Here is a 25,092-nt window from a genome sequence, read left to right as displayed (position 1 = left end):
TGCCATAAAGCATTCACACCCCAAAAATATAAAAAAACCATCAACTATGCACAGATAATAAAGAAAAAAAGTAACTTTACGAAGAAATAATGAAGATTTAAGAATAAAGAATGAAGAAACTGTTACGCAATGACACACTTCATCTTTCATTCTCCCTCCTTAATGTTAATAAAATTATGGAAGAGCAAGCATTCTTTACCCCACAAGAGCACAAACAACTTGTGCCACTTTACAGACGACTTTTACGATTGTCTGGCGACACTTTACAGAAAGATGACTGCCGCAACGTGAAAAAGCAACTGATCCAAAGCATGTCGGCAGGAAGCATTCCCCGCAACGCATTCAATATGAACCCGATTATCAAAGATATGCAGACAGCCATCATTGTTGCAGAAGAAATCGGTATGCGGCGTGCCTCCATTCTAGGCATCATGCTGCATGAATCTGTAAAATACCACTTATGCACACTTGAATCCGTACAAAAGAATTACGGAGAAGACGTAGCAGGAATCATACGCGGTCTGGTAAAAATAAATGAACTTTACGAAAAAAGTCCAACTATCGAATCGGAAAACTTCCGGAATCTGTTGCTTTCGTTTGCCGAAGACATGCGCGTCATTCTCATCATGATCGCCGACCGTGTAAACTTAATGCGACAAATCAAAGAAAGTCCCAACGAAGAGGCACGGCTTGCCGTGTCCAACGAAGCTGCCCATCTGTATGCACCATTGGCACATAAGCTTGGCTTGTACAAACTGAAATCAGAATTGGAAGACCTCTCATTAAAGTACACGCAGCACGACATATATTATCATATCAAGGAAAAGTTGAATGCAACTAAGGCTGCACGCGACCGTTATATTCAGCAATTTATCGAACCGGTACGTAAAAAACTGGAAGAGAGCGGGCTGAAATTCCACATCAAAGGACGTACAAAAACCATTCACTCCATCTATCAGAAGATGAAGAAACAAGGCTGTCCATTCGAAGGTGTGTACGACCTGTTTGCCATCCGGATTATCCTCGACTCACCTTTGGATAAAGAAAAACAAGAGTGCTGGCAGGTATACTCAATCGTAACTGATATGTACCTTCCCAACCCCAAACGTCTGCGCGACTGGCTTTCCGTGCCCAAAAGCAATGGATATGAGTCACTCCACATTACAGTAATGGGACCCGAAGGCAAATGGGTGGAAGTACAGATACGCACCGAACGTATGGATGAAATAGCCGAAAAAGGACTTGCTGCCCATTGGCGATATAAAGGCATCAAAGGTGAAAGCGGACTGGACGAATGGTTGAACTCCATCCGGGAAACACTGGAAAATGCTGACAACGATGCCGAAACCATCGACCAGTTCAAACTGGACCTGTACAAGGATGAAGTATTCGTGTTTAGTCCTAAAGGAGATTTGTACAAACTCCCGCAAGGAGCCACTGTGCTGGATTTTGCTTTTGCCATTCACTCTAACTTGGGATGCCATTGTGTAGGAGCAAAAGTAAACGGCAGGAATGTACAACTGAAACAAAGCCTGAACAGCGGTGACCAGGTAGAAATCATGACTTCTACCACACAGACACCCAAACGCGACTGGCTGAATTTTGTCACGACTTCGAAAGCCCGAAACAAAATACGCCAAGCCTTGAAGGAACTGGTGGCACGACAAACCGAATTTGCACGAGAAACCTTGGAGCGCAAATTCAAAAACCGGAAAATAGAATACGATGAAGCCATCCTGATGCGCCTCATCAAGAAATCTGGGTTCAAAACCGTGACCGATTTCTATCAAAGCATAGCCAACGAAACGACAGATATCAACACATTGATAGATCACTATCTGGAAATGCAACGGAAAGAAACCGATCAACGCGAAGAAGTGATTTACCGAAGTGCCGAAAATTTCAACATACAGCAAGCTACAGACGAAAAGAACGTGTACAAAGATGATGTTCTGGTCATCGACCAGCACTTGAAAGGCATCGATTTCAAGCTGGCACGCTGCTGCAACCCAATCTACGGTGATGAGGTATTCGGTTTCGTTACCATCTCGGGAGGTATCAAAATACACCGGTGCGACTGCCCGAACGCTCCTGAACTGAAAGCACGGTTCCCTTACCGCATCGTACGTGCACGATGGGCAGGAAAAAGTCAAGGGAAACAATACCCTATCACACTGCGCATCGTAGGGCACGACGACATAGGTATCGTGACCAACATCACTTCTATCATTAACAAAGAAGACAATATCCTGCTGCGTTCCATCAGCATCGATTCGAACGATGGATTGTTCTCAGGAATGCTTACAATAATGGTAGACGACACCAATAAACTGGAGGCACTCATCAAGAAAATAAAAACGGTAAAAGGGGTAAAACAAATCAGCCGCGGATAACATCATGGAACGGGAAACACAGGACATTAAACAGGTTCTGTGTTTCCCGTCCCGCATTCATTTTCAATTACCAATCCCACAAATTTAGTGAGACCCAAATTTAGTGAGACCAAATTTAGTGAGATATGCATTTTTCATTTTTATAACGCTTAACACACATCCAGATAACAGAAAAAAACCTAACTTTGTAACGTTTTTAAATAAAGCAAATTCCATGAAAAAGATTCTTACCACCTTATGTTTTGTAGCGATGGTAATAGTTGCCATTGCAGCAGGTACTGCCGATATTAAATTCGATGAAACGACACACAATTTCGGTTCTTTTCCTGAAAATAGCCCGAAGGTAACCTGTAAATTCAAATTCACCAATACAGGCAACGGTCCGTTAGTCATCCATCAAGCCATCGCATCGTGCGGATGCACCGTCCCACAATATCCTAAAGAACCCATCAAACCTGGTGAAAGTGGAGAAATCATCATTACTTATAACGGAGCAGGCAAATTCCCCGGACACTTCCGCAAATCAATCACCCTGCGAACCAATGCTAAACAAGAAGTAGTACGCCTTTACGTAGAAGGCGAAATGACTCCTTCCAACAACGAATAAATATTACAAATGTATTTGCAGACGTATCTGATTTCTGCAAAACACCGTTCCCGGAACATACGTTTTTGGAATACCCCAAAGCAGCCTTTGGAGGAAAACACAAAGTAGTAGTGCTTGTAGAAAACAATCTGTATAATTTAGAAGCTGTTTTGAATTTATCGTGCGATGATTTGGGATGAGTTTTTGAGGCATTTTCGCTTCTGTGATGAGGAAGATAGCGGGCTATCTGACGAAGAACAGGAGCGAAAAGGACCAAAAAATCGCCCAAAGCACACACGAAAACAGATACATCAAGCCAAGAAAAACTTTTTGGAGAAATTCAAAACAGCTTCTTATACTTCCCACAGTATTACTTTGTGCATTTTGTATATGCCACGTAGTAGAGACGATGTGCGCATCGTCTCTACAGAAACGGTGCGAAATGTGTCAAAGAAAAAAACAAAGCATGTATTCTGAAGAACATAAGTGAGTTGACCGTTTAATATAAGTAACTCGACCGTTTCACATAAGTAAGTCAGTCCTATCACTTATGTTCACTTGAAAAGGCTTTTGGCCTCCTTCTAACTTCTTTTATCTACTGGCATTTTTGGTAAATTCAAACCCTACCAGACTCAAGACAACTATCCTATTCTGTTAACCAAATAAGCAAGAAGAGGCTGTCCTAAATTTATTTAAGACAGCCTCTTTATCAAGTAATTACAGATATAACAATTAAGCCTCTTCTGCTACTACCTCAAAAGGAATTTCCACAGAAACTTCCTTATGCAGTTTCACTATAGCTACGTAATGACCAACCTCTTTAACCTGGTCTTTTACTACAATAATCTTACGATCAATATTATGTCCTAACTTGGCCAGTTCATCAGCAATCTGAATGTTACCAACAGAACCGTAAATAACACCTGTTGCACTTACCTTAGTCGGGATTGTCAATGAAACACCTTTCAATGATTCAGCAACAGCTTCCGCATCTTTCTTGATCTTTTCCAATTTATGAGCACGCTGTTTCAACTCTTCAGCCAACATTTTCTTTGCAGACGGTGAAGCGATAACAGCTTTGCCGGTCGGAATAAGATAGTTACGGCCATAACCAGACTTCACGGTTACAATATCATTCTTGTAGCCCAAGTTAGCTACGTCTTCTTTCAAAATTATTTCCATACTTATTCCTCCTTATATTATTTCATCAAGTCAGTTACAAAAGGCAGCAATGCCAAATGACGGGCTCTCTTTACAGCCTGTGCGATACGGCGCTGATATTTCAAAGAAGTTCCGGTAATACGACGCGGAAGAATTTTACCCTGTTCGTTCAAGAATTTCTTCAAGAATTCAGGATCTTTATAGTCAATATACTTAATGCCACTCTTTTTGAAACGACAATATTTCTTTTTCTTTACATCTACTGAGGGCGGAGTTAAATATCTGATTTCTGATTGTTGCTGTGCCATAATTAATTTTCCTCCTTTTTAGTTGATTTTAAACTTCTTCTTTTTGCAGCATATTCTGCAGCATACTTATCCATTCTGAAAGTCAAGAAACGGATTACTCGCTCATCACGGCGATAATTAACTTCCAATTTCGCAATGACCGAAGGATCAGCCTTAAACTCGATAAGCTGGTAAAAGCCCGTAGATTTCTTCTGAATGGGATAAGCCAGTTTCTTCAATCCCCAGTTTTCCTCATTGATAATCTCAGCACCTTCCTGAGTCAGGATAGCCTTGAACTTGTCTACCGCTTCCTTCATCTGTGCATCAGACAAAACGGGAGTCAAAATGAAAACGGTTTCGTATTGATTCATACTATTCGTTAATTAAATTAATTAATACTATTTTTTTATTTGCGGCGCAAAGTTACGACTTTTTCTCTAATTTACAAACATTTGTACACTTTTTTATGTATAAAATACGGATTGACATAGAATTGCATCCAAAGACACATACACCCTATGCCAATCCGCGTCCCAAGAACCTTGTCAATAAAAGACATCAATCCTGTTCGGGAGTAATGAGCTTATATCCCTTTCCGTGAATATTAATAATTTCTATCGAATCATCTTCTTTCAAATGCTTACGCAACTTGGTGATATACACATCCATACTGCGAGCATTGAAATAATTGTCATCAATCCAAATGGTTTTCAAGGCAAAATCACGCTGAAGAATTTCGTTGGCATGTGCGCATAACAGTCCTAACAATTCCGATTCCTTTGTAGTAAGCTTGGTCTGCTTATCGCCTATAGACAGTATCTGTTTTTGAGTATCAAAAGTAAAACGGCCTATCTTGTACATATTGCTTTCTTTGTTACGTTTACCACGCACACGACGCAAGATAGCTTCGATACGGAACGTCAATTCCTCCATACTGAACGGTTTTGTAATATAGTCATCGGCACCAATCTTAAAACCTTCCAGAATATCTTCTTTCAAAGTCTTTGCTGTAAGGAAGATAATAGGAATTTCCGCATTTGCCTGCCGGATTTCCTGAGCTAGCGTAAAGCCGTCCTTCTTCGGCATCATAACATCCAATACACACAAATCATACTTATTCTTCAAGAAAGCTTTATAACCGGCTTCACCATCCGGAAATAATTCGGCAGAATATCCTTTAGCCTGTAAATATTCTCTTAACAACATGCCAAGATTCTCATCATCTTCGCACAACAAAATACGTAATTTCTCGTCCATTTTATTCATCTTTAAATAAAGGTAATACAATAATAAATTTAGTACCCACATTCAGTTCACTTTCGGCACGAATCGTACCTTTGTGATCTGTAATGATCTTTTTCACATAGGCCAAGCCCAAACCAAAGCCCTTCACATCATGCAAATTGCCGGTATGAACCCGGTAGAACTTCTCAAATATTTTTTTCAGGTTTTCCTTCTTTATGCCAATGCCATTATCTTCAATAGATATATGAAGCTTACCAGACTCATTCCACGTACGGACTTTCAGATGGATATTGACATCCGGTTTCTTATACTTTAACGCATTGTCAAGCAAGTTAAAAATCACATTCGTAAAATGCATCTCGTCTACATAGATAAACGGATCATCTGCATCCAAAGCAACATCCAACGCGCCGTTACAATTCTCCACTTTCAACCGGAAAGTATTCGTAACATTGTATATCAATTCATTGGCATCCACTTCTTTCTTCTTTAATGTTGCTTTCTGACGCTCGAACATAGACATCTGCAACACCTTTTCCACCTGAAAACGCAAACGCTTTGTCTCATCATTGATAACTCCCGATATGTGTTTAAACATTGCAGGAGATTTACCTACCGCCGGATCATTCAACATTTGCGCAGCCAAAGAAATAGTCGAAATCGGAGTTTTGAACTCATGCGTCATGTTATTAATAAAATCGTTTTTGATTTCGGTAAGTTTCTTTTGACGGAAAATAATGTATATGGTAAATATAAATGTCACCAGCAATACCAGCGTAAATATGATAGAAGGTATCATAAACCGCACCGAACTGAAAATGTAATTATCCATTGTCGGGAAAAATACATTTACAAATCCCATCTTAGCAGGTGGATCTTTTTCAAAAAGCAAACGGGAATAGATTTTTTCATTATCATATTCATAATCTGAACACCGGTACACTTCTTTCCCATCCCGATCAGTTACTGTAAAATGATAAGGTATATCTACCCCATTGTTTTTCAGTTCTGAGTTCAAATAATAATCCAACTGTTTAAAGTTAATCCGTTCCTTCAGCGGCTTGTCACTGGCCGTATATAAAATATTGTAAATCACCTCGTCCAACAATGCACGCTGGTAAACATAACGTTCCTTTAATATTTCCTGCAGGTTTCGAGAAGTCTGCGGAATATTCTTTCCGGTCGAAATAATCACCTTAGGCACACTGGAGGGACGATTAATAATCGTTTTCCATTCAAAACTGGAGAAAGTGCTCCCATCAGGTGAAGTCACCGTATAACGGCGATGTTCTACCACATCCCGGTCACTATCCTTAGCCAATGTCTGTTGACGAAACTGATCGGAAATACGTGCCGCGCGTTCTGTTGCAGCCACATCTTTTTCCAAATACTTTTTCGTTTCTACCAATTCCAAATTATGAACTGCCTGAGCAAGGCTTCGTCCTACATTTTCTTCGAACTGCTCCTTACGCATCTTGACCATCTCTTCTATATAGCTTACCTGCAAATACAGCAAACTGAGAAAAGACAATCCCATAACGATTCCTAATATCCAAATAGTTGACTTTTTCATGAGGGCAAAATTAAACCGCTACCTGTTACAATACACCTTGCTTAACATGTTTTAATCCGAGATTCTCTTATATTAACTGAAAATTCCATTTAACATATCAAAACAAGCACTTCAGAAGCAATCAGCACTTACTCAGTTGCAAAATTAATAAAATTTTAAATCAATAACAAATAAATATCCCTAATAGTTTAAGTTTAGTTAAACAAAAAAAGGCCGTATTTTAAGAAATACGACCTTTTAATGTATGAAAACAATAAGCTACTTACATTTCATCCTTTTCCTGTTCTTCGAATTCTTTCATCAATTTCGTCTGAACATCAGTTGGAACCAACTCATAACTTGCAAACTTCATAATGAATGAGGCGCGTCCTCCTGTCAACGAGCTCAATGCAGTAGAATAATTAGACATTTCTTTCAAAGGTACTTTGGCAGCCAGTTTTTCGTAGCCTTTCTCACTACTCATACCCATAATCATGCCCCGACGACCTTGCATATCGCTCATTACATCACCTAACTTATCACTCGGACAGAACACTTCCACATCATAAATAGGCTCCAATATTTTGGGACCTGCATTCTTAAACGCCTCACTGAAAGCATGACGCCCTGCCAGCATAAAAGAAATTTCATTTGAATCGACCGGATGCATTTTACCATCATAAACAATAACCCGCACATCCCGGGCGTATGACCCAGTCAACGGTCCTTGTTCCATACGGCTCATAATACCTTTTAATATAGCAGGCATAAAACGGGCATCAATAGCACCACCTACCACACTATTAATAAATACCAACTTTCCGCCCCATTCCAAATCAATGGTTTCAGTTCCTTTTACTGTAACCTTAAATTCCTGGCCGTTAAACCTATAGACGTCTGGAGCAGGCATTCCTTCATAATAAGGCTCCACAATCAGATGCACTTCACCGAACTGTCCTGCCCCACCCGATTGCTTCTTGTGACGATAATCGGCACGTGCTGCCTTCGTAATAGTCTCCCGATAAGGAATTTTAGCCTCAATAAACTGTACAGGCAATTTTTCATTATTCTCCAAACGCCATTTTAACGTACGCAAATGAAATTCCCCTTGGCCATGAACTAAAATCTGCCTTAATTCTTTCGACTGTTCGATAACCCATGTCGGGTCTTCTTCACGCATACGGTTTAAAATTGACATCATCTTTTCCATATCCGCCTCATTCACCGGTTTAATGGCACGAGTATACTTCGGATTGGGATATTTGATAAAGTTGAAACGATTGTCACAGTCTTTACCATTCAATGTATTTCCGGTCTTTACATCTTTCAGTTTTACCGTACAGCCAATATCACCGGCACGAAGTTCTTCCACTTTTTCACGTATCGAGCCGGCACATACATACAACTGCGCCATACGTTCTTTCGAGCCACGGTCAGCATTAGTCAAGTCATCGCCTTCATGCACCACGCCACTCATTACCTTAAAATATTGCACATCACCAATATGCGGCTCTACAGCCGTCTTGAAAAAATACAATGAAGTAGCGCCATTTGCATCGGGGGGAACAGGCACTCCACGTGTATTATGAACCACCGGCATTTCATCTACAAAAGGAACCACATTGCCTAAAAACTCCATCAAACGACGAACGCCCATATCTTTCCCTGCACAAACACAAAATACAGGGAACATTCCTCGTGCAATCAGCCCCTTACGGATACCTTCACGCATTTCATCCTCGGTAAGGGAATCCGACTCAAAAAATTTCTCCATCAAAGTCTCATCATGTTCAGCTGCAGCTTCTACCAATATTTTATGCCATGCCTGAGCCTTTTCCATTTCTTCAGCAGGAATTTCTTCAATCGTCGGCTCACCGCCTTCCGGTTTCCAAGAATATTTTTTCATTAAAAGTACATCAATCAACGAATTAAAATCGGGACCTGTACTGATAGGATATTGCACTGGCACCACCTTGGAACCATAATTTTCCTTCAATTGCTCCAGCACACGATCAAAATCACATTTTTCACTATCCAACTGATTAACTAAAAATATGACAGGTTTACCCAATTTTTCCGTATAACGGAAATGGTTCTGCGTACCGACCTCTGGTCCACATTGACCATTCAACAACAAAACAGCCGTATCAGTTACATTTAGGGCCGTAATGGCGGCACCAACAAAGTCGTCACTTCCCGGACAATCAATAATATTCAACTTCTTGCCATTCCACTCTACATGATAAACAGTAGAAAAAACAGAATATCCATATTCCTGTTCTACCGGGAAATAGTCACTAACTGTATTTTTAGCAGTAATTCTTCCGCGACGTTTTATAACCCCACTCTCATAGAGCAACGCTTCTGTGAGAGTGGTTTTACCTGATCCATCGTTGCCAAGCAACGCAATGTTTTTAATTTCGTTAGTCTGATATACTTTCATGGTATTCAAGATTTTAATAAACAACAAAAGGATATGCTTTTCATATCTCTTACTTAATGGGGTGCAAATTAGGAATTAATGTCGAGAAATGCAATGTTTTAGTCAGTGTTACTAAACTATGTTTTAAGACAGATTTTATCTTATGAAATCTCCGTATTCCCTCCAATTGATATACCTTTTGATAGACCTTCAAAACAAAGATATACTTCATAAGCCATTCCAGTTATACTATGCGCGGTATGAATTTGTGCATTTTGTTGATGTCACAGTTCCAGCATGCTGCCTCCGTTCCGTTCACCGCTTCTCCCAACGCAGATAACTTCGTCTGGTGTAAGATTATTAATCTTCCGCTTGTAAGATTAATAATCTTGCAGCCTGAAGATTAATAATCTTACAGCGAATGACCCTATATCATTATTTTAGCAGAATCGGGTCCATCCTTTTCTTCAGTTACAAGACGGATATTGAGGATAAGTAGCCCATAAACTATAAGGCTTCCCAAGCTCATTCATACTATTGAACCAAAGATTATGATAATCTTCATCCAACAGATGAGTTTTAGTTCCCTCACCTACCATCCACGAATCATCATCTATTTCTTTTTCCAACTGTTCATGTTCCCAACCCGCATAACCAGCAAAAAAACGGATAAACCCCTCTACCGGATTTCCATTCAAGATATATTGTATCACCGCCGAGAAATCACCATTCAGATAAAGCCCGTTTCCTAAGTCTAAAGCACCTTTTAAATGGCCAAGCACATGCAAAAAGAAAATCGTATCACGATCAACAGGTCCTCCTTTAAATATCGGGATAGCAGGCACAGCTGCCAATTTCGGCACTAACTGGTTCAGTGCAATAAGGTATCTGAAATTTTTATTCATCACAATACCCATACTTCCTTCTATGTTATGTGTCACCATCAAAACAACGGAACGTGCAAAATGATAATCATACAATAGCGGAGAAGCAATAAGAATACTTCCTACATGTGGAAGCGCCTTATTTGAGTGTACCTGAAAAATGCGCATATCCATATTACATTTCTTTTTATCTACTAATATAGCTTTTTATTCTGATACTCAAAAGCTTTTTAACTTTTTTCTAAAAAACATCTCCTAAAAGTTTGGAAATTACAAAAAACATTGTACCTTTGCATCGCAATCGAGAGAGGTAGCAACGAAAGAAAAACAAAATGGTGCGTTAGTTCAGTTGGTTAGAATACATGCCTGTCACGCATGGGGTCACGGGTTCGAGTCCCGTACGCACCGCTTACGAAAAAAGACTGAAACAAGAAAGTCGAAGACAATATCCTCAAAGTCAGTAACTTTGGGGATATTTTTTTGTTATACCACGACAGATGAATACCCCGTTGGAAGTCGAAAATTGGACAAATCGAGTAACCAAATCGTAACCAAGAAAAAAAACGGGAATTTTGGTTACGACTTCGTAGATATGTCGTTGATTTGTCGTTGTTTACATTCAATTTTATCGACACGCCGTAACCTAAAATCCTGAGCAGAAAAAGGAAACAACCGGCACGTTTACGATTCATTTCATGAGGATACACGACAATGACCCTCAAATGTCTGTTTCATAGCCGCCAAGTGTCCGCCTGTGGATTGCGTCAAGTGATTGTCAAACAGTATTTTTGCAACAAAAAACTTAAAAGCGCATGAAACGGAACACATTCAGCGTACTTTGTTACGCAAGGAAAAGGGAACAAGGAAAGGACAAGCAATATCCTATCATGGTTCGCATCACCATTGACAGCGAACAGGTACAGTTCAACTCACAGTTAATGGTGGATAAGAAGATGTGGAAGGACGGTGGCGTAGTCGGTCGTAGTGCGACGGCGGTGTATTTGCGCACGCAGATAGAGAAAATCAAGACCGACATTACCCGCATCTACGAAAAGGAAATCGAAAACAACCGCTACCCTTCACCGCTGAAGCTGAAGAACATCTATCTGGGCATTGAAACGAAAGCCAACACGTTGCTGACCGTGTTCAAGAAGATGAACGAGGAAAAGCGGAAGGAAGTGGGCACGTCGCTCTCACAGAACACCTACAAGAAATACGACCTGACATACCGCCGTATGGAAGAATACATTCAGTTCAGGTTCAGGAAAGAAAAGTATAAAGACATTCCATTGACGGAAATCAACGAGGAATTTATCAACGGCTTCCGCAACTTCCTGCGTGTGGACAAGAAGGTCGGCCACAACGCCACCTCGAAGATGATGCAACTGTTCAAGAAAGCCGTTACCCGCGCAAGGAACGCCGGTCTTATCCAGTTCAACCCATTCACGCAGCCCATCACCTTCGTTCAGGTGGACAAAGGCTTTCTGACAATGGACGAACTCCAGAGCATTATGGACAAGGAGATTGAAGTGGAACGCCTGCAACGGGTGCGCGACGTCTTTGTATTTTCCTGTTGGACGGGGTTGGCGTACATAGACGTATATCTGCTCAAAGACGAACATATCCAGAAGTATCTGGACGGCAACTATTGGATTATCTCCAAGCGCCATAAGACCGGTGTGCCCATCAACGTGCGCCTGTTGGACATTCCCCTGCGCATCCTGCAAAAGTACAAGGGTAAACAGCCCGACCACCGCGCCCTGCCCATGCCGAGCAATCAGAAGATGAACGCATATCTGAAGGAACTCGCTGATATTTGCGGAATTAGGAAGAACCTGACCTATCACCTCGCAAGACACACGTTCGCCACAACCGTTACGCTAACTAACGGAGTATCAATAGAATCCGTATCAAAAATGTTGGGACATACTAATATTCGCACTACGCAAATCTACGCGAAGGTAATCAACCAGAAAAGCGGCAGCGAGATGGAAGCCCTTTCCGACAGGCTGCATGTATCCATGAACGCATTATAGAAAGGAGGACAAATATGAGAACGATAGAAAGACAGCTTAGAGCCAGACAAACGGCGGTGAGTCTGAACGAAAAGGAATTGAGCAGACTGATGAAAGCCACGTTTGACACACCGCGTTTGGAACAGGTGCGTGACCTTTTCATCTTTTCGAGCTTTACAGGCCTGCATTACCAGAACCTGAAATCCCTCCGTAAAGAGAATTTCCACAACAAGTACGGGCAGAAGTGGATTTTCATGGTAAGGGAGCAGACCGACGCTTTCATCCACATTCCCCTGCTGCCTGTTCCACAAATGATATTGGAGAAGTACAAAGTCCGGTTTGCCGGAACGGATGAACTGTTGCCCGTCCCCAGCAACCAACGGCTGAATGTCTATCTGAAAGAGATTGCGGAACTCTGCGGCATCGAAAAGAACATGACCATGTATCTGGCTTACCATACGTTCAAGGATACGATAACGACAAAAAACGGCATATCCACCGGTACGGTATGCCGCATGTTAGGGCGGTTCGACCTGCGCGGCCGCCATGCTTATGTTACCGACCGCATCATCAAGCGCGAAATGGACAGAGTGGCGCGTAACTGCACCCCGTTTGAAAAAATTGCGGCGCAATACATCATGACAACCAATAAATCCGTATATTGTCCCACCAAATAAAAACGATACCCCCTATGCTACACAGAGGAAACATCACCATCACCGGGCTGGAGGACATCAACCGCCACCCCACAGTCAGCGTCAGGCTGGAGAACGGCAACGTATGGCTCACCAAACATGAGCTTGCCCGCCTGTTCGGAGTGTTCATCCAGACGATAGACGCCAATATGCGCTCCATCTTCAAGTCGCGCATCCTGAACGAGAGCGAGGCAACCATCACGGAGAAGCAGGATAAGCGATACGTTACCTACTATAATCTGGAGGCCGTCATTTTCCTCAGCTTCCGCATCAACACCTATTGTACGAAGCTGTTCCGCGAATGGGTGCTGAACTCCCTGTGCGAGTACAAGCGGCTGAAGGAGAAGCAGCCCGAAGTCCTTGTCGTGTTCAACGCTTCGGACAACCAGACATTCATTTCATACAATTAAGTAACAGGAAATATGGCTACAAACAAATCGCAGATAGAAAAGTGGATAACGGCGCAGAAAAAACATCGGCTGTCCGACACCCACGTACAGATGGCGCGTGAACTCGGTCTCAATTCCGATAAGTTAGGCAAGATAGACAACCATCGGCAGGAAACATGGAAAGCCCCTTTACCCCAATTCATCGAGGACATCTATTTCAAACACTTCAAGAAAGAACGTCCCGATGCAGTGAAGCCTTTGAAGCAAATCCTGAACGAACTGGAGGCGAAGAAGGAAGCAAAGAAAAAGGCGAAGGAGGAACGCTGCCGATTGAAGGAGAGTAACGAAGCCTGAAAACTGAAATCCCACAAAAACGGGGCTTGTCCGTGAAATAAACCGGGCAAGGCTCGTTTTGTATCCTCCAAACCCTTATCTTTGGGCAGAAAAAGCCCCAAAGATGATAGAAGACCTCCACATATCCGTCCCTCTTAGTGAAGTACCCGAAGCCCAAGTGGGCAATTACTTCACCCTCTCCGAGATGCCCGGCGAGTTCCTGATAATCCAAAAACCCGACAACACGTTCTATTTCCTATGCAGCCGGGAGTGCGACATCGTGCGGATATGCGAGTCCTTCGACTGGTACATCGTATCGAAGGACGCTTTCAACGACCGCCTGAGCATCGGCATCGGTCTGGCCGACAAGGAGAGCATCGACGGCGAGGTCTATCGCGTGCAGGATGAGGCCACGCTCTCCCTTTGGCGCGACATCCTTCATTTCACCTTCGACAGCGATTTCGTGCGCCGGTTCTTCCCCTACAACACCCGTTTCAAGGGCAAGATGCGCATCGACGGCGCATTGTGCTTCTACATCCACGATTATTACCCCACGCGCTGCAAGGGCATCGCTGTGGAAGACCGTAAAACCAGCAACTTGGTTTTCCGCTTCAAGGAAGGACAGCAGGCAGCTCTCGTCGCCAAAATCTTCTCCCTTTGCATCGCCCGTATGCCTTTCTACAAGGAAAAGGCGGCCAATGCCGTACTTATCCCCATCCCGGCGGCTACCCGTGAGCGCAACGCCGCCCGTTTCGCCCGGTTTTGCAGCCTTCTTTCGCGTCGCCTGAAAATCACCGACGGCTTCCGTGCCACATGGATAAGGGAAGACCGTGAGCAGATGAAAGGCACTCATGGTCTTGATAAGCTCTCCAACCTCATTTTCCACCCCGTCTATTTTCAAGGACGCGATGTCTTTCTTGTGGACGACATCGTGTCCACCGGCGAGAACTTCACGCAGATGAAACGCAGGTTGATGCAGCTTGGAGCCAATTCCGTTACCGGATTATTCTTGGGACGGACGGTGAAAATGGGGAAAGAATAAAAAGACACACCCTTGGTTTCGACATTTCCGCAAGTCGGGCAACCCAAAGTGCTGAGTTGGGCAACTCAGCAAAACGAGTTGGGCAACTCACGGAAACGGGTTGGGCGACTTTGCAGGCTTGGGATAAATGCAAAGAATACAATATTCCAATCCCCGACCCATGCTGCGGAATGTAAAAGCCCGTCATTTCCGTCGGCAAGCATATCCCCGTTCCCGTTGGGAATGGAAATACCCTTGCCGCCTACGCAAAACCGTAGAAACATGCCGCATGGTCAAGCGTGATGAACCAAATCATCACACCATATCCCATACGCCACTTTTCCTTGCCCGGTTTTGCCGCCAAGGTAGGCTTTTACGATTGTCTGTCCCGCCCGTTAATATGCGTTGCCGCTTTTCAGAGGGCAGAATCCATTGCTTCGTAATGGTCGCCATCATGTACGCTCAATGCCGCCACGAGGCTGTTCAACGTGCGCACGGCCTCCAGCCGTTGTTCCGTCGAGCTTTCCTCCGGATGGCTCAATACATCGATGGCACAAGTCAGATGCGCCTTTGTCTGCTGCAAGGTGGACACATCTTGAATGGGAAACAGGTAGAAAAGTCCTTCATCGGAAGAACGGACGATGCCCTTCAGGGCGGTAGCTTGTAATTCCATATCTTTCGGGTATTAACAAATGACGTAACGCTGCCGGCCACCACGTTCGAGGTATCGCCAAATAACCCAACACAAAGTGAACCGGCAGGTTACGTCAAGGTATAACCTACCCGGTTCATTTACCTTTGTGTTTTTGAAATTGGCGATTTCCGAACGTCAGTAAATGAACAACATTACCACGATGCTATTTGCACCGCTGGCACAAAGGTAAGAAAATAACGCCAATAATCCATTGCCATCCTTAAAAACCTCCTTCGGAAAATCCATTGCGGAAAGAAATCAATGTCCCTACGGTATGTTTCCCTTGCCGCTTTCATTCCCCATCACTCCACAATGTGCTATTGAAAGGTTGGATGAGCTGACTTATTACGTGCGCAAAGGTAATTTCGGGTTTTGACGGACTAATCAAATTTTTTAGGCACAATCTCCACGCTTCGCAGGCTCAGGTAGTATTCTGCCGAAAAAATTTGATTCTGCAAAACCCTGTCCTTTGCCCCGCTTACGAAATAAGTCAGCTCACCCAACTCGTCAATGCATAAAAAAAATGTCGTGATTATGAAAGCAACAAGAGAAACAAATGGAAATAAGTCGCTTCCCAATCTGCCTCTGCATAAATTCTTGGGCGTGACGGTGAGGTTCTTCCTTGCGGCATTCTGCACATCCCTGTACGGTGGCTCCCTGCTGGTGTGGTTCGTCGGGTTGTGGCTGGTGTGGAACTTCCTTGCGGGTGTAGTACGTTTCCTGTGGGTCTGCCTTGTGTTCCTGTTGGCATTTGTTTCGCTTGTCGCTTTCATGGTCTGGGTATTAACACTCTAAACTCACATCATCATGGAAACAACAGACATCTCAAAAAACGTGTCGTTTACCGGACACCGCTCCGGCAGGATAAGCCAACCCATGCTCACCCTTTTTGCAGGCATGGTAACGGAAATCAAAAGCCTGTATGCTTCGGGATGCCGTAATTTCTTCTCCGGCATGGCGGAAGGCGGCGATTTGGTTTTCGCCAAGGCGGTCTTGGCGGCAAGAAACGAATTGACCGACATTCGGCTGGTAGCTGCCATCCCGTTCCGGGAGCAGTCCGCACGCTATTCCGACATGAACAAGAGGCTTTACATCAGCCTGTTGGAAGAAGTGGACAAGACGGTTGTCCTTTCAGAAAGCTATCACAAGGGCTGTTTCCACCGGCGCAACGACTTTCTGGTGAAACATGCGGCAATCATGCTCGCCTATTGGGACGGACAACCCTATGGCGGCACATACTATACGGTAAAGAAAGCTATCGAAGCAGGTAAGAAAATCGTTAATCTCTATAAATGGAATCATTATGAAACGGTACAGCAAGACTATCGCACAGCAGTGCAAATATTATGAAGTGGAGAACATTTTCGAGTACATGGTGGAGACCTACATCAACGGCAACCACAGCACCTTTACCCGGCTGTTCAAGGAATTGGAGAAGGACGCACGCAAGCTGTTCATTGAATACCTGTTGTGGGAAGTCAATCCCCAATACCACGTGGTAATACTGAAAGCAACCATCTAAAAAATTACAGTTATGGACAAGAAAATATCCCAAATGACGAGAGAAGAAAAATTGCAGGCTTTGACAGACTACCATGCTTGCAAGCGTGAGCGGCACATCATTCACCGCTATGTTCAGGCACTCCGCCGGGAAGATGCGGAACAGACCGCCTATTTCGAGAGCTTCGGTGAAAGCGTGCATCACATCGTACTGAATGTGAACACCTACGAACGCAGGCTCATTTTCGGCTATGTGGACAGGCAGTTTAACGAATACGGGTGGATAAGCGGCATGTTGCCCATCGTGGAAGAAATCCGGCTGGACAATTCCAATGTAATACACATCGGCCAGTCCGTGAACGGCACGTATGTCGTTACGGTGGGCTGGTGTACCGGCACGGCAGGAGGCGGCAGCCACCCTTCGGTATGGGAGGAACCCATTGCCGATTACAAGGAAGCGGTAGCGAGCGGCATCCGCCAGTTGGAAAGAATCTATAATGATGCGGAACGCCGCTCCCTGACAGACAGGGGGAACTACAACCCGAAGTATATCCGCAGGCTGAAAGCCGGATTACAGGAGGTAAAGCGCCGCTATACCGCTCCGCAGCAGTTAAGTCTATTCTGATTATTCACACATATAACACCAAATGATTATGGACGTAAAGATTGAAAGCATGATTTTCGGGTGGGATGAACGCATACCCGATACGTTGATTAAGTTCATCAACTCCGTGACGCTCACAAAGGACGAGCAGGAACTTCGCGGACTGATGGAAGTGTTCGCCCGGAGCAAGGAGTTCAACCGCTTCTTTTCCTTCGGATATGGCAGCCACCATCTGTGGCTCACGCAGAGGATGGCGTCAGACCCGGCAAGGTGCATGGAAAACCGATTGTTGATTGTTGAATTTTAGCAGATTGCATTATGACTACAAGAATGACGGAAAACGGAGTTTCGACCTGCCGGAAGGCAGGTTCGGAACAGTTCGAGAAGTTCCAGACCGGCATCGGAAGAAGAAAACGCACGCTGGTGCAGTACGATTACAGGGCATACGATGGAGAACTGTTCTCCTGTGTGGCTCCGACTTTGGAGGAATGCCGCCGCAAGTGCAATGGATGGTTATCGGCAAAAGGAAGGAGGCACAGCGATGAATGACAGTTATGACACGCTGATAATCACTTTCAGCGAACCCATCCGGGTTTTGGACGGCATGTTTGAGGACACCGACACATGGGGAGTTTCCACGCTGAAAGAATGGGTCGATACTTACGAATCCACACGCTTCACCCCGATAAACGACTATACGGCAGTCATCACTTCCGAACACAATATGAAGCACGTAAGGGAATGGCTGGAACGATACTTGCCCATTGACAGCCTGCAAATCCGATAACCGGAACAAGCATGGAACAGGAAAAGGTCAGAGCCGATAAAAGCCCTGACCTTTTCTATATCTTATAGGAGATAAAGGAAGTCAGTCCGTTTCTTCTCCCCAAAGTTCGATGTCCGTCGGCGCATGGCGGATTGACCGGACAATAAGGCTGGCTGTAATGGTCACCAATGCCAGATGAGCAATAATGAAATATTCCATAAGCATATACGGTACAGGATTAAAGATTACACCGCCTGTTGGCTATATCCACATATTCCCGGTTCATATCAAAGCCGATGAAACTTCGTCCCAGCCGTTTTGCAACGGCTGCTGTCGTTCCGGCTCCCATGAACGGGTCAAGTACGATGCCGCCTTCGGGCGAGCCTGCCAATATGGGCACTTCCACTAACTTTGTCGGGAACATGGCATAGTGCTTCTGCTTGTTCTGTTCAAAAGCGATACGCCAGACACAACGCATGTTGCGCCCGTTAGGATTTACTTTCATCATCCCTTTAGGCGTACCGGCTATCCGTTGGAACTCGCCGCATTTCCCATTGGAAGTCATCGGATGGCGGTATCTCTCAAAGGTGGATGCGGCATAAGGCTCATACTGCCGGTTAAACCGGTAACGCGGGTGCTTGACAAAGAAGAACATTTTCTCGAAATCCACCGTGAACCGGTCTGTCACGGGAGAAGGCACGCAAGTGGGCTTGTACCAGATAATCTCGTTCCGGAGTATCCATCCGTCCAGTATCATTTCATCGGCAAACCGGCCCGGAATGTTGCATAGGGACTTGGAAAGCACCCGATGCCGTTTCTTGTCCACACGCATGTCAATCAGGCAATGGTCGTTCTTCCAGTTGGAAGCGTACCATTCCGGGGCTTGGCGTGCGTTGTATTTGTACGGCTTGCTGTATGAATCGCCGAGGTTCACCCACAGCGTGCCCGTTTTTTTCAAAACCCTGCGGCATTCCCGGAACACGGAAACCAGATGCGCGATGAATTCCTCGCGCACCGGTTCCTGCCCCAACTGTCCTTGCCATCCCCCGCAACGGGCGCAATATCCGCTCTCGTCGGGCTGGTGGCTGCACCTTTCGTCCGCAGCCCACCACAAGGGGGCAATGCCGTAATCGCGCATCTGCCAGTAAGGTGGTGAAGTCACGATGCAGTCCACCGACCCGTCCGGAAGCATCCGCAATCCCGACAAGGCATCAGTATGGTAAATCCGGTTCAGCTCCATCATCGCCTCCTTCTTCCTCTGTTTCGTTATTGAACGAGAAACTTTTGGTTACAATTTGGTTAAATGAATCCACAATGTAGATGTCAATCGTCTGCTGGTCTGTGCAGAGCGACTTGTAATAGAGCCGGAAGGTTTCGTCCGGCAACGGGTAGAGGTCGTTGGGCAGCAGCACCGTGCCGTCCTCCAGACGAAGTTCCCCTTTGCCCGTAGGCTGGAAATAGCGGATGAAATACTCCGTTTCCTCGTACCGCCCGCTGCGTACCAACTGGCAGCGTATTTCGGCTTCCCCGCCTTCCACGATGGTACTCTGTACCGGCAGGGTTGCCAAATCGAACTCATACACCTGCTGGATGTCCAGCTTGTCGGAACAGGCGCAAAGCAGCACGGCGGCAACCAATGCGAAACCGGCGGTAAAAATCAGTTCAGTCATTCGTTTCATTTTCTTGATGATTTATTAGTCCAATATGAATTTCAGTCCCACCCCGAACTGGAAGTGGAAATTTCCCGTACCGCCACCCCACAGGCAGCGTTCACGCGCATGGAGGAGCAGTACTGTCCGGTTGGTGAGGTAGGTTTCTATCTCCAGCGATACCGCGCCGCCATAGACGAAAGCGTCGCCGTCCGTGATGCGTGCCCCGTCATGGAGCAGGCTCTCGCCCCAATTCACCGTTTCATAACCCGCCATCGCCGAGCCGCCCACGTAGCAGAGGAACACCTTGTTCGCGTCCGAGAGGAAGTTGTAGTAGTATCCCCCTTCCGCCGTGAACTGCGACAGCGGCAGGCGCGTGTCCTTGTACGGGTGGTACTTTTGCAGGTACTCTGCGCCGAACACCCACTTGCTACACCCTTTCGTGTACGAGTCCATTGACAGCCCGAAGTGGTAGCCCAATTCATTGCGCCGGCTTGCCGAATGGAAGCCGTCCGCCATGCCAGCCGTCAGCCGCAGCCCTTTCATGCCCGGCAGACAGCGTTGCGCCTGCACCTTGTCTGCAAGGACAAGGCACAGCGCCATGCTGATTAGAATAAACACCGTCCGTTTCATCTTACTTCACCTTCAATTCGTTGATGACACGGGCACGCACCAGTTCGGCATTGGTGACCGTGAACTGCTGATGCCTCCCGCCGTTCTGCTCGTTTATTTCCACCACCAGTTGCTTGTCGTCCGGCAGGGTGAATTTGGGCAGAGTGAACACCGTGCGCTCCCGGCTCTTGCCGCCAATCTCCGTCACGTAGTTATAGGCACGCAGCGGTACAATCACCTGCTCTTGGATGGCGGTGCGCTTCGCCACTTTCCGGTCCACCACCTTGAACGACACGAAGTCCACCGTGAACGGCACGTTGGAGGAGTTCTTCAGTTCCGTATGGAAATAAAGCAGCCCGTTGTGCGTGTAGATGCCCTTCAGGATGTACTGGATGCCGAAGCGTTTGCAGCCGATGTGCTTCACCAGCCGCTTGTCGTCCTTGTGGATGGACTTCATGATGAGCCGCACCAACAGCGGCGATTCGCTGCCCAACTCCTTCAGATAAACCTCCTGCGAGTTGTTCGGGCGGTTCACCGCCTCTCCGTCGTGCAGGAAGTCCTTCATCTCGATGTTCAGCTTGGTCGGCTCGTCGGCATACTTCACGTTGAAGGTATAGTAGCTTCCATCCTCGGTAATCACCGCCAGATTGGTTTCGCGGGAGAAGTCGCGCAAGGCGGCCTTCACTCGGAGCACGTTTTCCGAGCCGTCCGCCTTGCCCGCGATGATGTCGGCGGAACCCAAGTCCACGTATTTGATAGTGGCGGGGAAGATGATATGCACGGTCTTGTAAAACGTAACCTCCAGCGCATACGGGGGTATCATCCGGTCGAAGGTTATCGGGCGTGTCAGCCCGTCGAACAAATCACCGGTGGACGGACTTCGTTTCATCCCGCCATCATCGGCAGTTGTCGGGACAGCCGTTTTTTCCGTTTCTTTCAAATCGGTTTCTTCCACGACCTTTTGCGCATGGGCTTGGGTCATTGCGGCGATGAACGCCGCCATAAGCATAATTTTCTTCATTTTTCCTTGTGAATAATAGTGATACATAAGATTATTTCTTGGCCACGAGCAGTACCGCGTGGTTCGCCTTGAGCGTTACCTTGACGGTGCGGAACTTCGTGGCGAGGTATTGCGACAGCCCCTGTATCGCACCGCGTCCCAAGTCCGAGGCCAGTTGCGCCCCGGCATCGGTGGAGATGTTGATGCTGCTGCCCATCGTGGAACCCATGTTGGCCGCCATCTCCTTGAGTGCGGTCAGTTCCTGCGACCCCGGCACCGAGATGCCTTTCATGCCGCCCATGTCATATACCTCCAGTTCCACCGGCACGACCCTCCCTTTATAGGCAATGGTACTGATGGTCAGTTCCATACGCTCCCCGTTGATGCGTGCCGTGGCGGTCAGCACGGTGTTGGCCGGTATATACATGCCCCCGACGTCAATCGGTTCCAGCAGGCGGATTTCCGCCTCCTTGCCGTCGCTTACTGTAACCGTGCGCCGGATGCAGGCACGGATGCTGTTCCTGCCTGCCGTGTGCGCTTGGTCTGTTACCGTGTGGAACCCCATGTTGTGGGGACGGCTGTACCGTTCCATGAACTCGGCATCGGACATCGGTTGTGCCAGCATCGACACGACCTGCTCCGCCACCTGCGTGACCGGGCTGACCGTCCTTCCCTTCGTTTCCGTTACGGGTACGGACTTCGCTCCGCCACCCTCTTGTGGCAGGTAGCGCGAGGCCATCTCGTAGGATTTCTCCATCAGGCGGAGCTGCTCGTCGGCGGTTTCCTTTGCCTTGCGTTCCTCTTCCGCCCGGCGTTCCAGCTCTTGTATGCGCCATTCCAGTTCCAGCGTTTTCTGGTCGTCCTCCGGCTCCGGCTGCTCGTAGAAGCTGCCAATCTGCCGGTTGATGTCCCGGTAGGCATCCGCCGAGGTGCGGATGGACGACCCGCCCGATGATGCAGTTTCTTCGGTCTGGAACACATCTTCCACGGCCTCCCTGTCCGTATCATCCTCCGCCACCGCCAAGTCCTGCAGGGTGCTCATCTTCTCCCGCTGCTTGCGCTCGAAGTCCTGCTGCTCGTAGGCGGCACGCTTGTCCGAAGGCAGGTTCTTCTCCTCCGGCATGGGCACTTCCACGTTGAAGCCGTCGGGCAGGCTCTCCCCTTCGTCCGACGGTGCGAATATCAGCCACATCGCCACGCCGAAGACAAGGAACAACAGCGGATAGACCAGCATCTTCCTCCGTTTCCGGATTTCTTCGGGAGTCAGCGGTTGGGACTCCTTCCGCCCGCGTTCATTCTTCTTTGCCGTTTCCGGCTGTTTTTCCGTTTTGTTCTCTTTCATGTTTCCTGTCATGATTAAAATGGATACTGTCTTTACTTATGCCCGGATGCAGTTCCAACTGCCGCATCCGTTCTATTCTCATCTGCTCTCCCCGGCGTTTGCCGATGTTGTATATCGACGACACGGTGATGTAGATGGAGAGGGCGCTGAATCCCACGAGCATCGCCACCACCACGATGAGCCGCACATCGGGCGACATCCGCCCGCACACGCAGCGCATCCCGTCGCTTATCCGGTCAGGGATGTAATGGAGCCACTTTCTTGTCTTTCCCATACGCCTTTACCTTTCTATGGTCCGTAAATCGCGGTTCTCCAGAATGGTGAACTGCTCCATCGTGAAACCGTGAGGATTGTTGTCCGACCGCACCGAGTTCAGCAGGCGGCAGCGGGTTACAAGACTGCGCTCGGTGATGTTGCTGCTCCTGACGAGCGACTGGCGGGCATAGGTCGTCACGATATAGGGGTAACGCTCGAAGTCGCACGCCACGCTGTCCACCCGCACGGTCTGGTTGATGTTCGCCGAGATGATTCGGTTGTAATACCCCTTCTCTTCCCAGTCCTTGTAGTAGCGGAAGGCACTTTCGTCACACAGGTACAATGCCCGGCGGATGTTGCCCTCAATGGCCGCCTTGTCGGGCGAGAGTGTGAAGAACAGTTCGTGGAACCGCCTGACATGTTCCCGCGCCTCGACCGGACGGTTCTGGGAAAGGTCTTGCGAGAGCGCGAGGATGAGCGACTTGCCGTTGTCCAGCACGTAGATTTTCTCCCGCTGCTTCTCGGCGAAGCTGTATGAACTCCACAGCGCGTAGCCCGTGACCAACGCGCACAGCACGACGAAGGCTATTGCCATCGTGCGTATCTGCCGGAAGCTCGTTTCGATGTTCTTTAATGACTTGAATTCCATTTTCTTTAATTCTTGTTGTTGATTGTTGAATCATTTGCCCCGCAGCTTGCCCGCGACATGCCCGGCACCAGCCCCGGTAGCCGCTGCCGCCACTTTGCCGGTCTTGACGGCGGAGTTGTTCACCTGCTTGCCGTAGTTGCCAGCGCCCGCCGCCTGTATCACCCATGTCGATACCGTCGGGATGGTGAAATACCCCACGATGGCGATGAGCATGAAGATGATGTAGGCCGAGTTGTTCGTGTCCGGCACGAAGTTCGGGTCGGTCAATGCCGCGATGTCCTTCTCAATCATCAGCGTCTGGATGCGTGCCAGCACCGAACTGAACAAATCGGAGATGGGCAGCCACAGGTAGATGCTGATATACTGGCATATCCAATGCACCATCGTGCTGTGGAAACCGTCATACACCGAAATGGCGAATGCCAGCGGCCCCAAGATGGAGAGCACGATAAGGAAGAATGTCCTCAGCGTGTCCAGTATCAGCCCCACCGCCTGAAAGAGCAGTTCCAGAAAACTGCGGAAGGCGTTGCTGATGGTCTGCTTGATTTCATACTTGCCGCGCTCGATGGCCATCCCCGCCATCGTCTTCAGTTCCGACGGTGTCCAGCCCAAGTCTTCAATCTGCCGCTCGTATTCTTCGTCGCTGACCAGATAGGCCGTTTCCGGGTTACGCACCAAAGCCTCGTATTCCAGTTTCTCCCGCTTCTCGGCGTACTCCTCCATGTCGAGCGTCTGCCCTTGCAGGATGCCGTGGCAGCCGGTGACGATGGGACTCATGATGCCGTTGATGGTTCCCAACACGAAGGTGGGGAAGAACATGATGCACGCCCCGATGCAAAACGGACGGAACAGCGGATACACATCTATTGGCTCGGCACGTGAGAGCGCCTGCCACACCCGTGAGGCCACGTAGAACAACGCGCCCAATGCCGCCACCCCGGTGGCCACGCCCGTGATGTCCGAGCAGAGCGGCATCATCTCGTCATAAAGGCTGCGCAGCACTTCATGCAGGTTGCCGAATGTACTTTCTCCCGTCAT

General features: G+C 47.0%; 32 protein-coding genes and 1 tRNA gene. 16 read left to right on the top strand and 17 right to left on the bottom strand.

All coding sequences use genetic code 11. The annotated features are described in order from the left end of the window. The first annotated feature begins 176 nt into the window (after positions 1-176). The 3 genes from B5G04_RS13585 to B5G04_RS13575 all read left to right on the top strand — a co-directional run bounded on the left by B5G04_RS13585 (position 177) and on the right by B5G04_RS13575 (position 3,456). Positions 177-2,393 (top strand): RelA/SpoT family protein, encoded by a 2,217-nt coding sequence (locus B5G04_RS13585; RefSeq protein ID WP_087213018.1) that lies wholly within the window; start codon positions 177-179, stop codon positions 2,391-2,393. Positions 2,394-2,607: 214 nt separating this feature from the next. Continuing rightward, a complete protein-coding gene (locus B5G04_RS13580; protein WP_022038991.1) occupies positions 2,608-3,000 on the top strand; it encodes a DUF1573 domain-containing protein in 393 nt (130 codons plus the stop codon). A gap of 165 nt (positions 3,001-3,165) precedes the next feature. Continuing rightward, the gene (locus B5G04_RS13575; RefSeq protein ID WP_158100105.1) at positions 3,166-3,456 is read left to right on the top strand and encodes a hypothetical protein; all 291 of its coding nucleotides are present in this window, start codon (positions 3,166-3,168) and stop codon (positions 3,454-3,456) included. A 255-nt stretch (positions 3,457-3,711) separates the two neighbouring features. Here the strand turns inward: B5G04_RS13575 and rplI are convergent, their stop codons facing one another. The 7 genes from rplI to B5G04_RS13540 form a co-directional block, all read right to left on the bottom strand. Further along, the gene (rplI, locus tag B5G04_RS13570) at positions 3,712-4,161 is read right to left on the bottom strand and encodes a 50S ribosomal protein L9 (RefSeq protein ID WP_022040811.1); all 450 of its coding nucleotides are present in this window, start codon (positions 4,159-4,161) and stop codon (positions 3,712-3,714) included. Between the two features lie 17 nt (positions 4,162-4,178). After that, the gene (gene rpsR / locus B5G04_RS13565) at positions 4,179-4,448 is read right to left on the bottom strand and encodes a 30S ribosomal protein S18 (RefSeq protein WP_022040810.1); all 270 of its coding nucleotides are present in this window, start codon (positions 4,446-4,448) and stop codon (positions 4,179-4,181) included. A gap of 2 nt (positions 4,449-4,450) precedes the next feature. Then, complete coding sequence (gene rpsF / locus B5G04_RS13560; RefSeq protein ID WP_022040809.1) at positions 4,451-4,798, bottom strand: 30S ribosomal protein S6; 348 nt, start codon at positions 4,796-4,798, stop codon at positions 4,451-4,453. Between the two features lie 187 nt (positions 4,799-4,985). After that, the gene (locus tag B5G04_RS13555; RefSeq protein WP_022039812.1) at positions 4,986-5,684 is read right to left on the bottom strand and encodes a response regulator transcription factor; all 699 of its coding nucleotides are present in this window, start codon (positions 5,682-5,684) and stop codon (positions 4,986-4,988) included. 1 nt (position 5,685) lies between these two features. Continuing rightward, on the bottom strand, positions 5,686-7,245 hold the full coding sequence (locus B5G04_RS13550) for a HAMP domain-containing sensor histidine kinase (protein ID WP_087213062.1): 1,560 nt from the start codon (positions 7,243-7,245) through the stop codon (positions 5,686-5,688). 262 nt (positions 7,246-7,507) lie between these two features. Further along, positions 7,508-9,667 (bottom strand): elongation factor G, encoded by a 2,160-nt coding sequence (locus B5G04_RS13545; protein WP_087213064.1) that lies wholly within the window; start codon positions 9,665-9,667, stop codon positions 7,508-7,510. 446 nt (positions 9,668-10,113) lie between these two features. Next, positions 10,114-10,704, bottom strand: a complete 591-nt coding sequence (locus B5G04_RS13540) for a YqgE/AlgH family protein (RefSeq protein WP_022039860.1) — start codon at positions 10,702-10,704, stop codon at positions 10,114-10,116. 160 nt (positions 10,705-10,864) lie between these two features. Here B5G04_RS13540 and B5G04_RS13535 point away from each other — a divergent pair. The 6 genes from B5G04_RS13535 to B5G04_RS13510 all read left to right on the top strand — a co-directional run bounded on the left by B5G04_RS13535 (position 10,865) and on the right by B5G04_RS13510 (position 15,004). Then, a tRNA-Asp gene (locus tag B5G04_RS13535) sits at positions 10,865-10,938 on the top strand. Positions 10,939-11,342: 404 nt separating this feature from the next. Next, positions 11,343-12,566: a site-specific integrase gene (locus B5G04_RS13530; protein ID WP_072545349.1), complete on the top strand. Its 1,224-nt coding sequence runs from the start codon at positions 11,343-11,345 to the stop codon at positions 12,564-12,566. 14 nt (positions 12,567-12,580) lie between these two features. Next, positions 12,581-13,222: a site-specific integrase gene (locus B5G04_RS13525; protein WP_117616275.1), complete on the top strand. Its 642-nt coding sequence runs from the start codon at positions 12,581-12,583 to the stop codon at positions 13,220-13,222. Positions 13,223-13,236: 14 nt separating this feature from the next. Next, entirely contained in the window at positions 13,237-13,650 is a 414-nt protein-coding gene (locus B5G04_RS13520; protein ID WP_072545351.1) for a hypothetical protein, read from the top strand. A 12-nt stretch (positions 13,651-13,662) separates the two neighbouring features. Further along, positions 13,663-13,983, top strand: a complete 321-nt coding sequence (locus B5G04_RS13515; RefSeq protein WP_087250233.1) for a hypothetical protein — start codon at positions 13,663-13,665, stop codon at positions 13,981-13,983. Positions 13,984-14,086: 103 nt separating this feature from the next. Next, positions 14,087-15,004 carry a ribonucleotide-diphosphate reductase subunit beta gene (locus tag B5G04_RS13510; protein WP_087250231.1) on the top strand — a complete coding sequence of 306 codons (918 nt, stop codon included), beginning with the start codon at positions 14,087-14,089 and terminating at the stop codon, positions 15,002-15,004. Between the two features lie 65 nt (positions 15,005-15,069). Here B5G04_RS13510 and B5G04_RS19395 read toward each other — a convergent pair whose 3' ends face one another. Beyond that, positions 15,070-15,267 carry a hypothetical protein gene (locus tag B5G04_RS19395; RefSeq protein WP_140406949.1) on the bottom strand — a complete coding sequence of 66 codons (198 nt, stop codon included), beginning with the start codon at positions 15,265-15,267 and terminating at the stop codon, positions 15,070-15,072. 131 nt (positions 15,268-15,398) lie between these two features. Beyond that, entirely contained in the window at positions 15,399-15,656 is a 258-nt protein-coding gene (locus B5G04_RS13505; RefSeq protein ID WP_087250230.1) for a hypothetical protein, read from the bottom strand. A gap of 555 nt (positions 15,657-16,211) precedes the next feature. Here B5G04_RS13505 and B5G04_RS13500 point away from each other — a divergent pair. From B5G04_RS13500 to B5G04_RS13470, 7 genes are read left to right on the top strand one after another with little or no spacing between them, the layout of a single operon-like run. After that, on the top strand, positions 16,212-16,472 hold the full coding sequence (locus B5G04_RS13500; RefSeq protein ID WP_164496648.1) for a hypothetical protein: 261 nt from the start codon (positions 16,212-16,214) through the stop codon (positions 16,470-16,472). Between the two features lie 12 nt (positions 16,473-16,484). Continuing rightward, positions 16,485-17,027 carry an SLOG family protein gene (locus B5G04_RS13495; RefSeq protein WP_140406948.1) on the top strand — a complete coding sequence of 181 codons (543 nt, stop codon included), beginning with the start codon at positions 16,485-16,487 and terminating at the stop codon, positions 17,025-17,027. Then, a complete protein-coding gene (locus B5G04_RS13490; RefSeq protein WP_087250227.1) occupies positions 16,981-17,199 on the top strand; it encodes a hypothetical protein in 219 nt (72 codons plus the stop codon). Before B5G04_RS13495 ends, B5G04_RS13490 begins: the two co-directional genes overlap by 47 nt. Before the next feature lie 12 nt (positions 17,200-17,211). After that, positions 17,212-17,802: a hypothetical protein gene (locus tag B5G04_RS13485; RefSeq protein WP_162612730.1), complete on the top strand. Its 591-nt coding sequence runs from the start codon at positions 17,212-17,214 to the stop codon at positions 17,800-17,802. Positions 17,803-17,830: 28 nt separating this feature from the next. Further along, entirely contained in the window at positions 17,831-18,088 is a 258-nt protein-coding gene (locus B5G04_RS13480) for a hypothetical protein (protein WP_087210254.1), read from the top strand. A gap of 11 nt (positions 18,089-18,099) precedes the next feature. Next, the gene (locus B5G04_RS13475) at positions 18,100-18,330 is read left to right on the top strand and encodes a DUF3873 domain-containing protein (RefSeq protein WP_087250225.1); all 231 of its coding nucleotides are present in this window, start codon (positions 18,100-18,102) and stop codon (positions 18,328-18,330) included. After that, positions 18,323-18,568 (top strand): hypothetical protein, encoded by a 246-nt coding sequence (locus tag B5G04_RS13470; RefSeq protein ID WP_087250224.1) that lies wholly within the window; start codon positions 18,323-18,325, stop codon positions 18,566-18,568. Before B5G04_RS13475 ends, B5G04_RS13470 begins: the two co-directional genes overlap by 8 nt. A 217-nt stretch (positions 18,569-18,785) precedes the next feature. Here B5G04_RS13470 and B5G04_RS13465 read toward each other — a convergent pair whose 3' ends face one another. Genes B5G04_RS13465 through traJ form a run of 8 tightly spaced genes read right to left on the bottom strand, consistent with a single transcriptional unit; the run spans position 18,786 to position 25,092 of the window. Beyond that, on the bottom strand, positions 18,786-19,790 hold the full coding sequence (locus B5G04_RS13465; protein ID WP_204247022.1) for a site-specific DNA-methyltransferase: 1,005 nt from the start codon (positions 19,788-19,790) through the stop codon (positions 18,786-18,788). Continuing rightward, positions 19,759-20,226 carry a DUF3872 domain-containing protein gene (locus B5G04_RS13460; RefSeq protein WP_162612728.1) on the bottom strand — a complete coding sequence of 156 codons (468 nt, stop codon included), beginning with the start codon at positions 20,224-20,226 and terminating at the stop codon, positions 19,759-19,761. Before B5G04_RS13460 ends, B5G04_RS13465 begins: the two co-directional genes overlap by 32 nt. 15 nt (positions 20,227-20,241) lie before the next feature. Next, the gene (locus B5G04_RS13455) at positions 20,242-20,829 is read right to left on the bottom strand and encodes a conjugal transfer protein TraO (RefSeq protein WP_087250220.1); all 588 of its coding nucleotides are present in this window, start codon (positions 20,827-20,829) and stop codon (positions 20,242-20,244) included. A gap of 1 nt (position 20,830) precedes the next feature. Further along, positions 20,831-21,829: a conjugative transposon protein TraN gene (gene traN / locus B5G04_RS13450; RefSeq protein ID WP_087250244.1), complete on the bottom strand. Its 999-nt coding sequence runs from the start codon at positions 21,827-21,829 to the stop codon at positions 20,831-20,833. Positions 21,830-21,860: 31 nt separating this feature from the next. Next, positions 21,861-23,162, bottom strand: coding sequence for a conjugative transposon protein TraM (gene traM, locus B5G04_RS13445; protein WP_162612727.1), 1,302 nt, complete (start codon positions 23,160-23,162; stop codon positions 21,861-21,863). Next, positions 23,101-23,424 carry a TraL conjugative transposon family protein gene (locus B5G04_RS13440; protein WP_087250216.1) on the bottom strand — a complete coding sequence of 108 codons (324 nt, stop codon included), beginning with the start codon at positions 23,422-23,424 and terminating at the stop codon, positions 23,101-23,103. Before B5G04_RS13440 ends, traM begins: the two co-directional genes overlap by 62 nt. Before the next feature lie 6 nt (positions 23,425-23,430). Then, on the bottom strand, positions 23,431-24,054 hold the full coding sequence (traK, locus tag B5G04_RS13435; protein ID WP_072545361.1) for a conjugative transposon protein TraK: 624 nt from the start codon (positions 24,052-24,054) through the stop codon (positions 23,431-23,433). 30 nt (positions 24,055-24,084) lie between these two features. Next, complete coding sequence (gene traJ, locus B5G04_RS13430; RefSeq protein ID WP_072545362.1) at positions 24,085-25,092, bottom strand: conjugative transposon protein TraJ; 1,008 nt, start codon at positions 25,090-25,092, stop codon at positions 24,085-24,087.

The sequence above is a fragment of the Bacteroides sp. An51A genome, assembly GCF_002161565.1.
In the GTDB taxonomy this organism is placed as follows: domain Bacteria; phylum Bacteroidota; class Bacteroidia; order Bacteroidales; family Bacteroidaceae; genus Phocaeicola; species Phocaeicola intestinalis.
The sequence above is the reverse complement of the archived record's forward strand: the minus strand, read 5'-3'. Positions and strand labels throughout refer to the sequence as shown.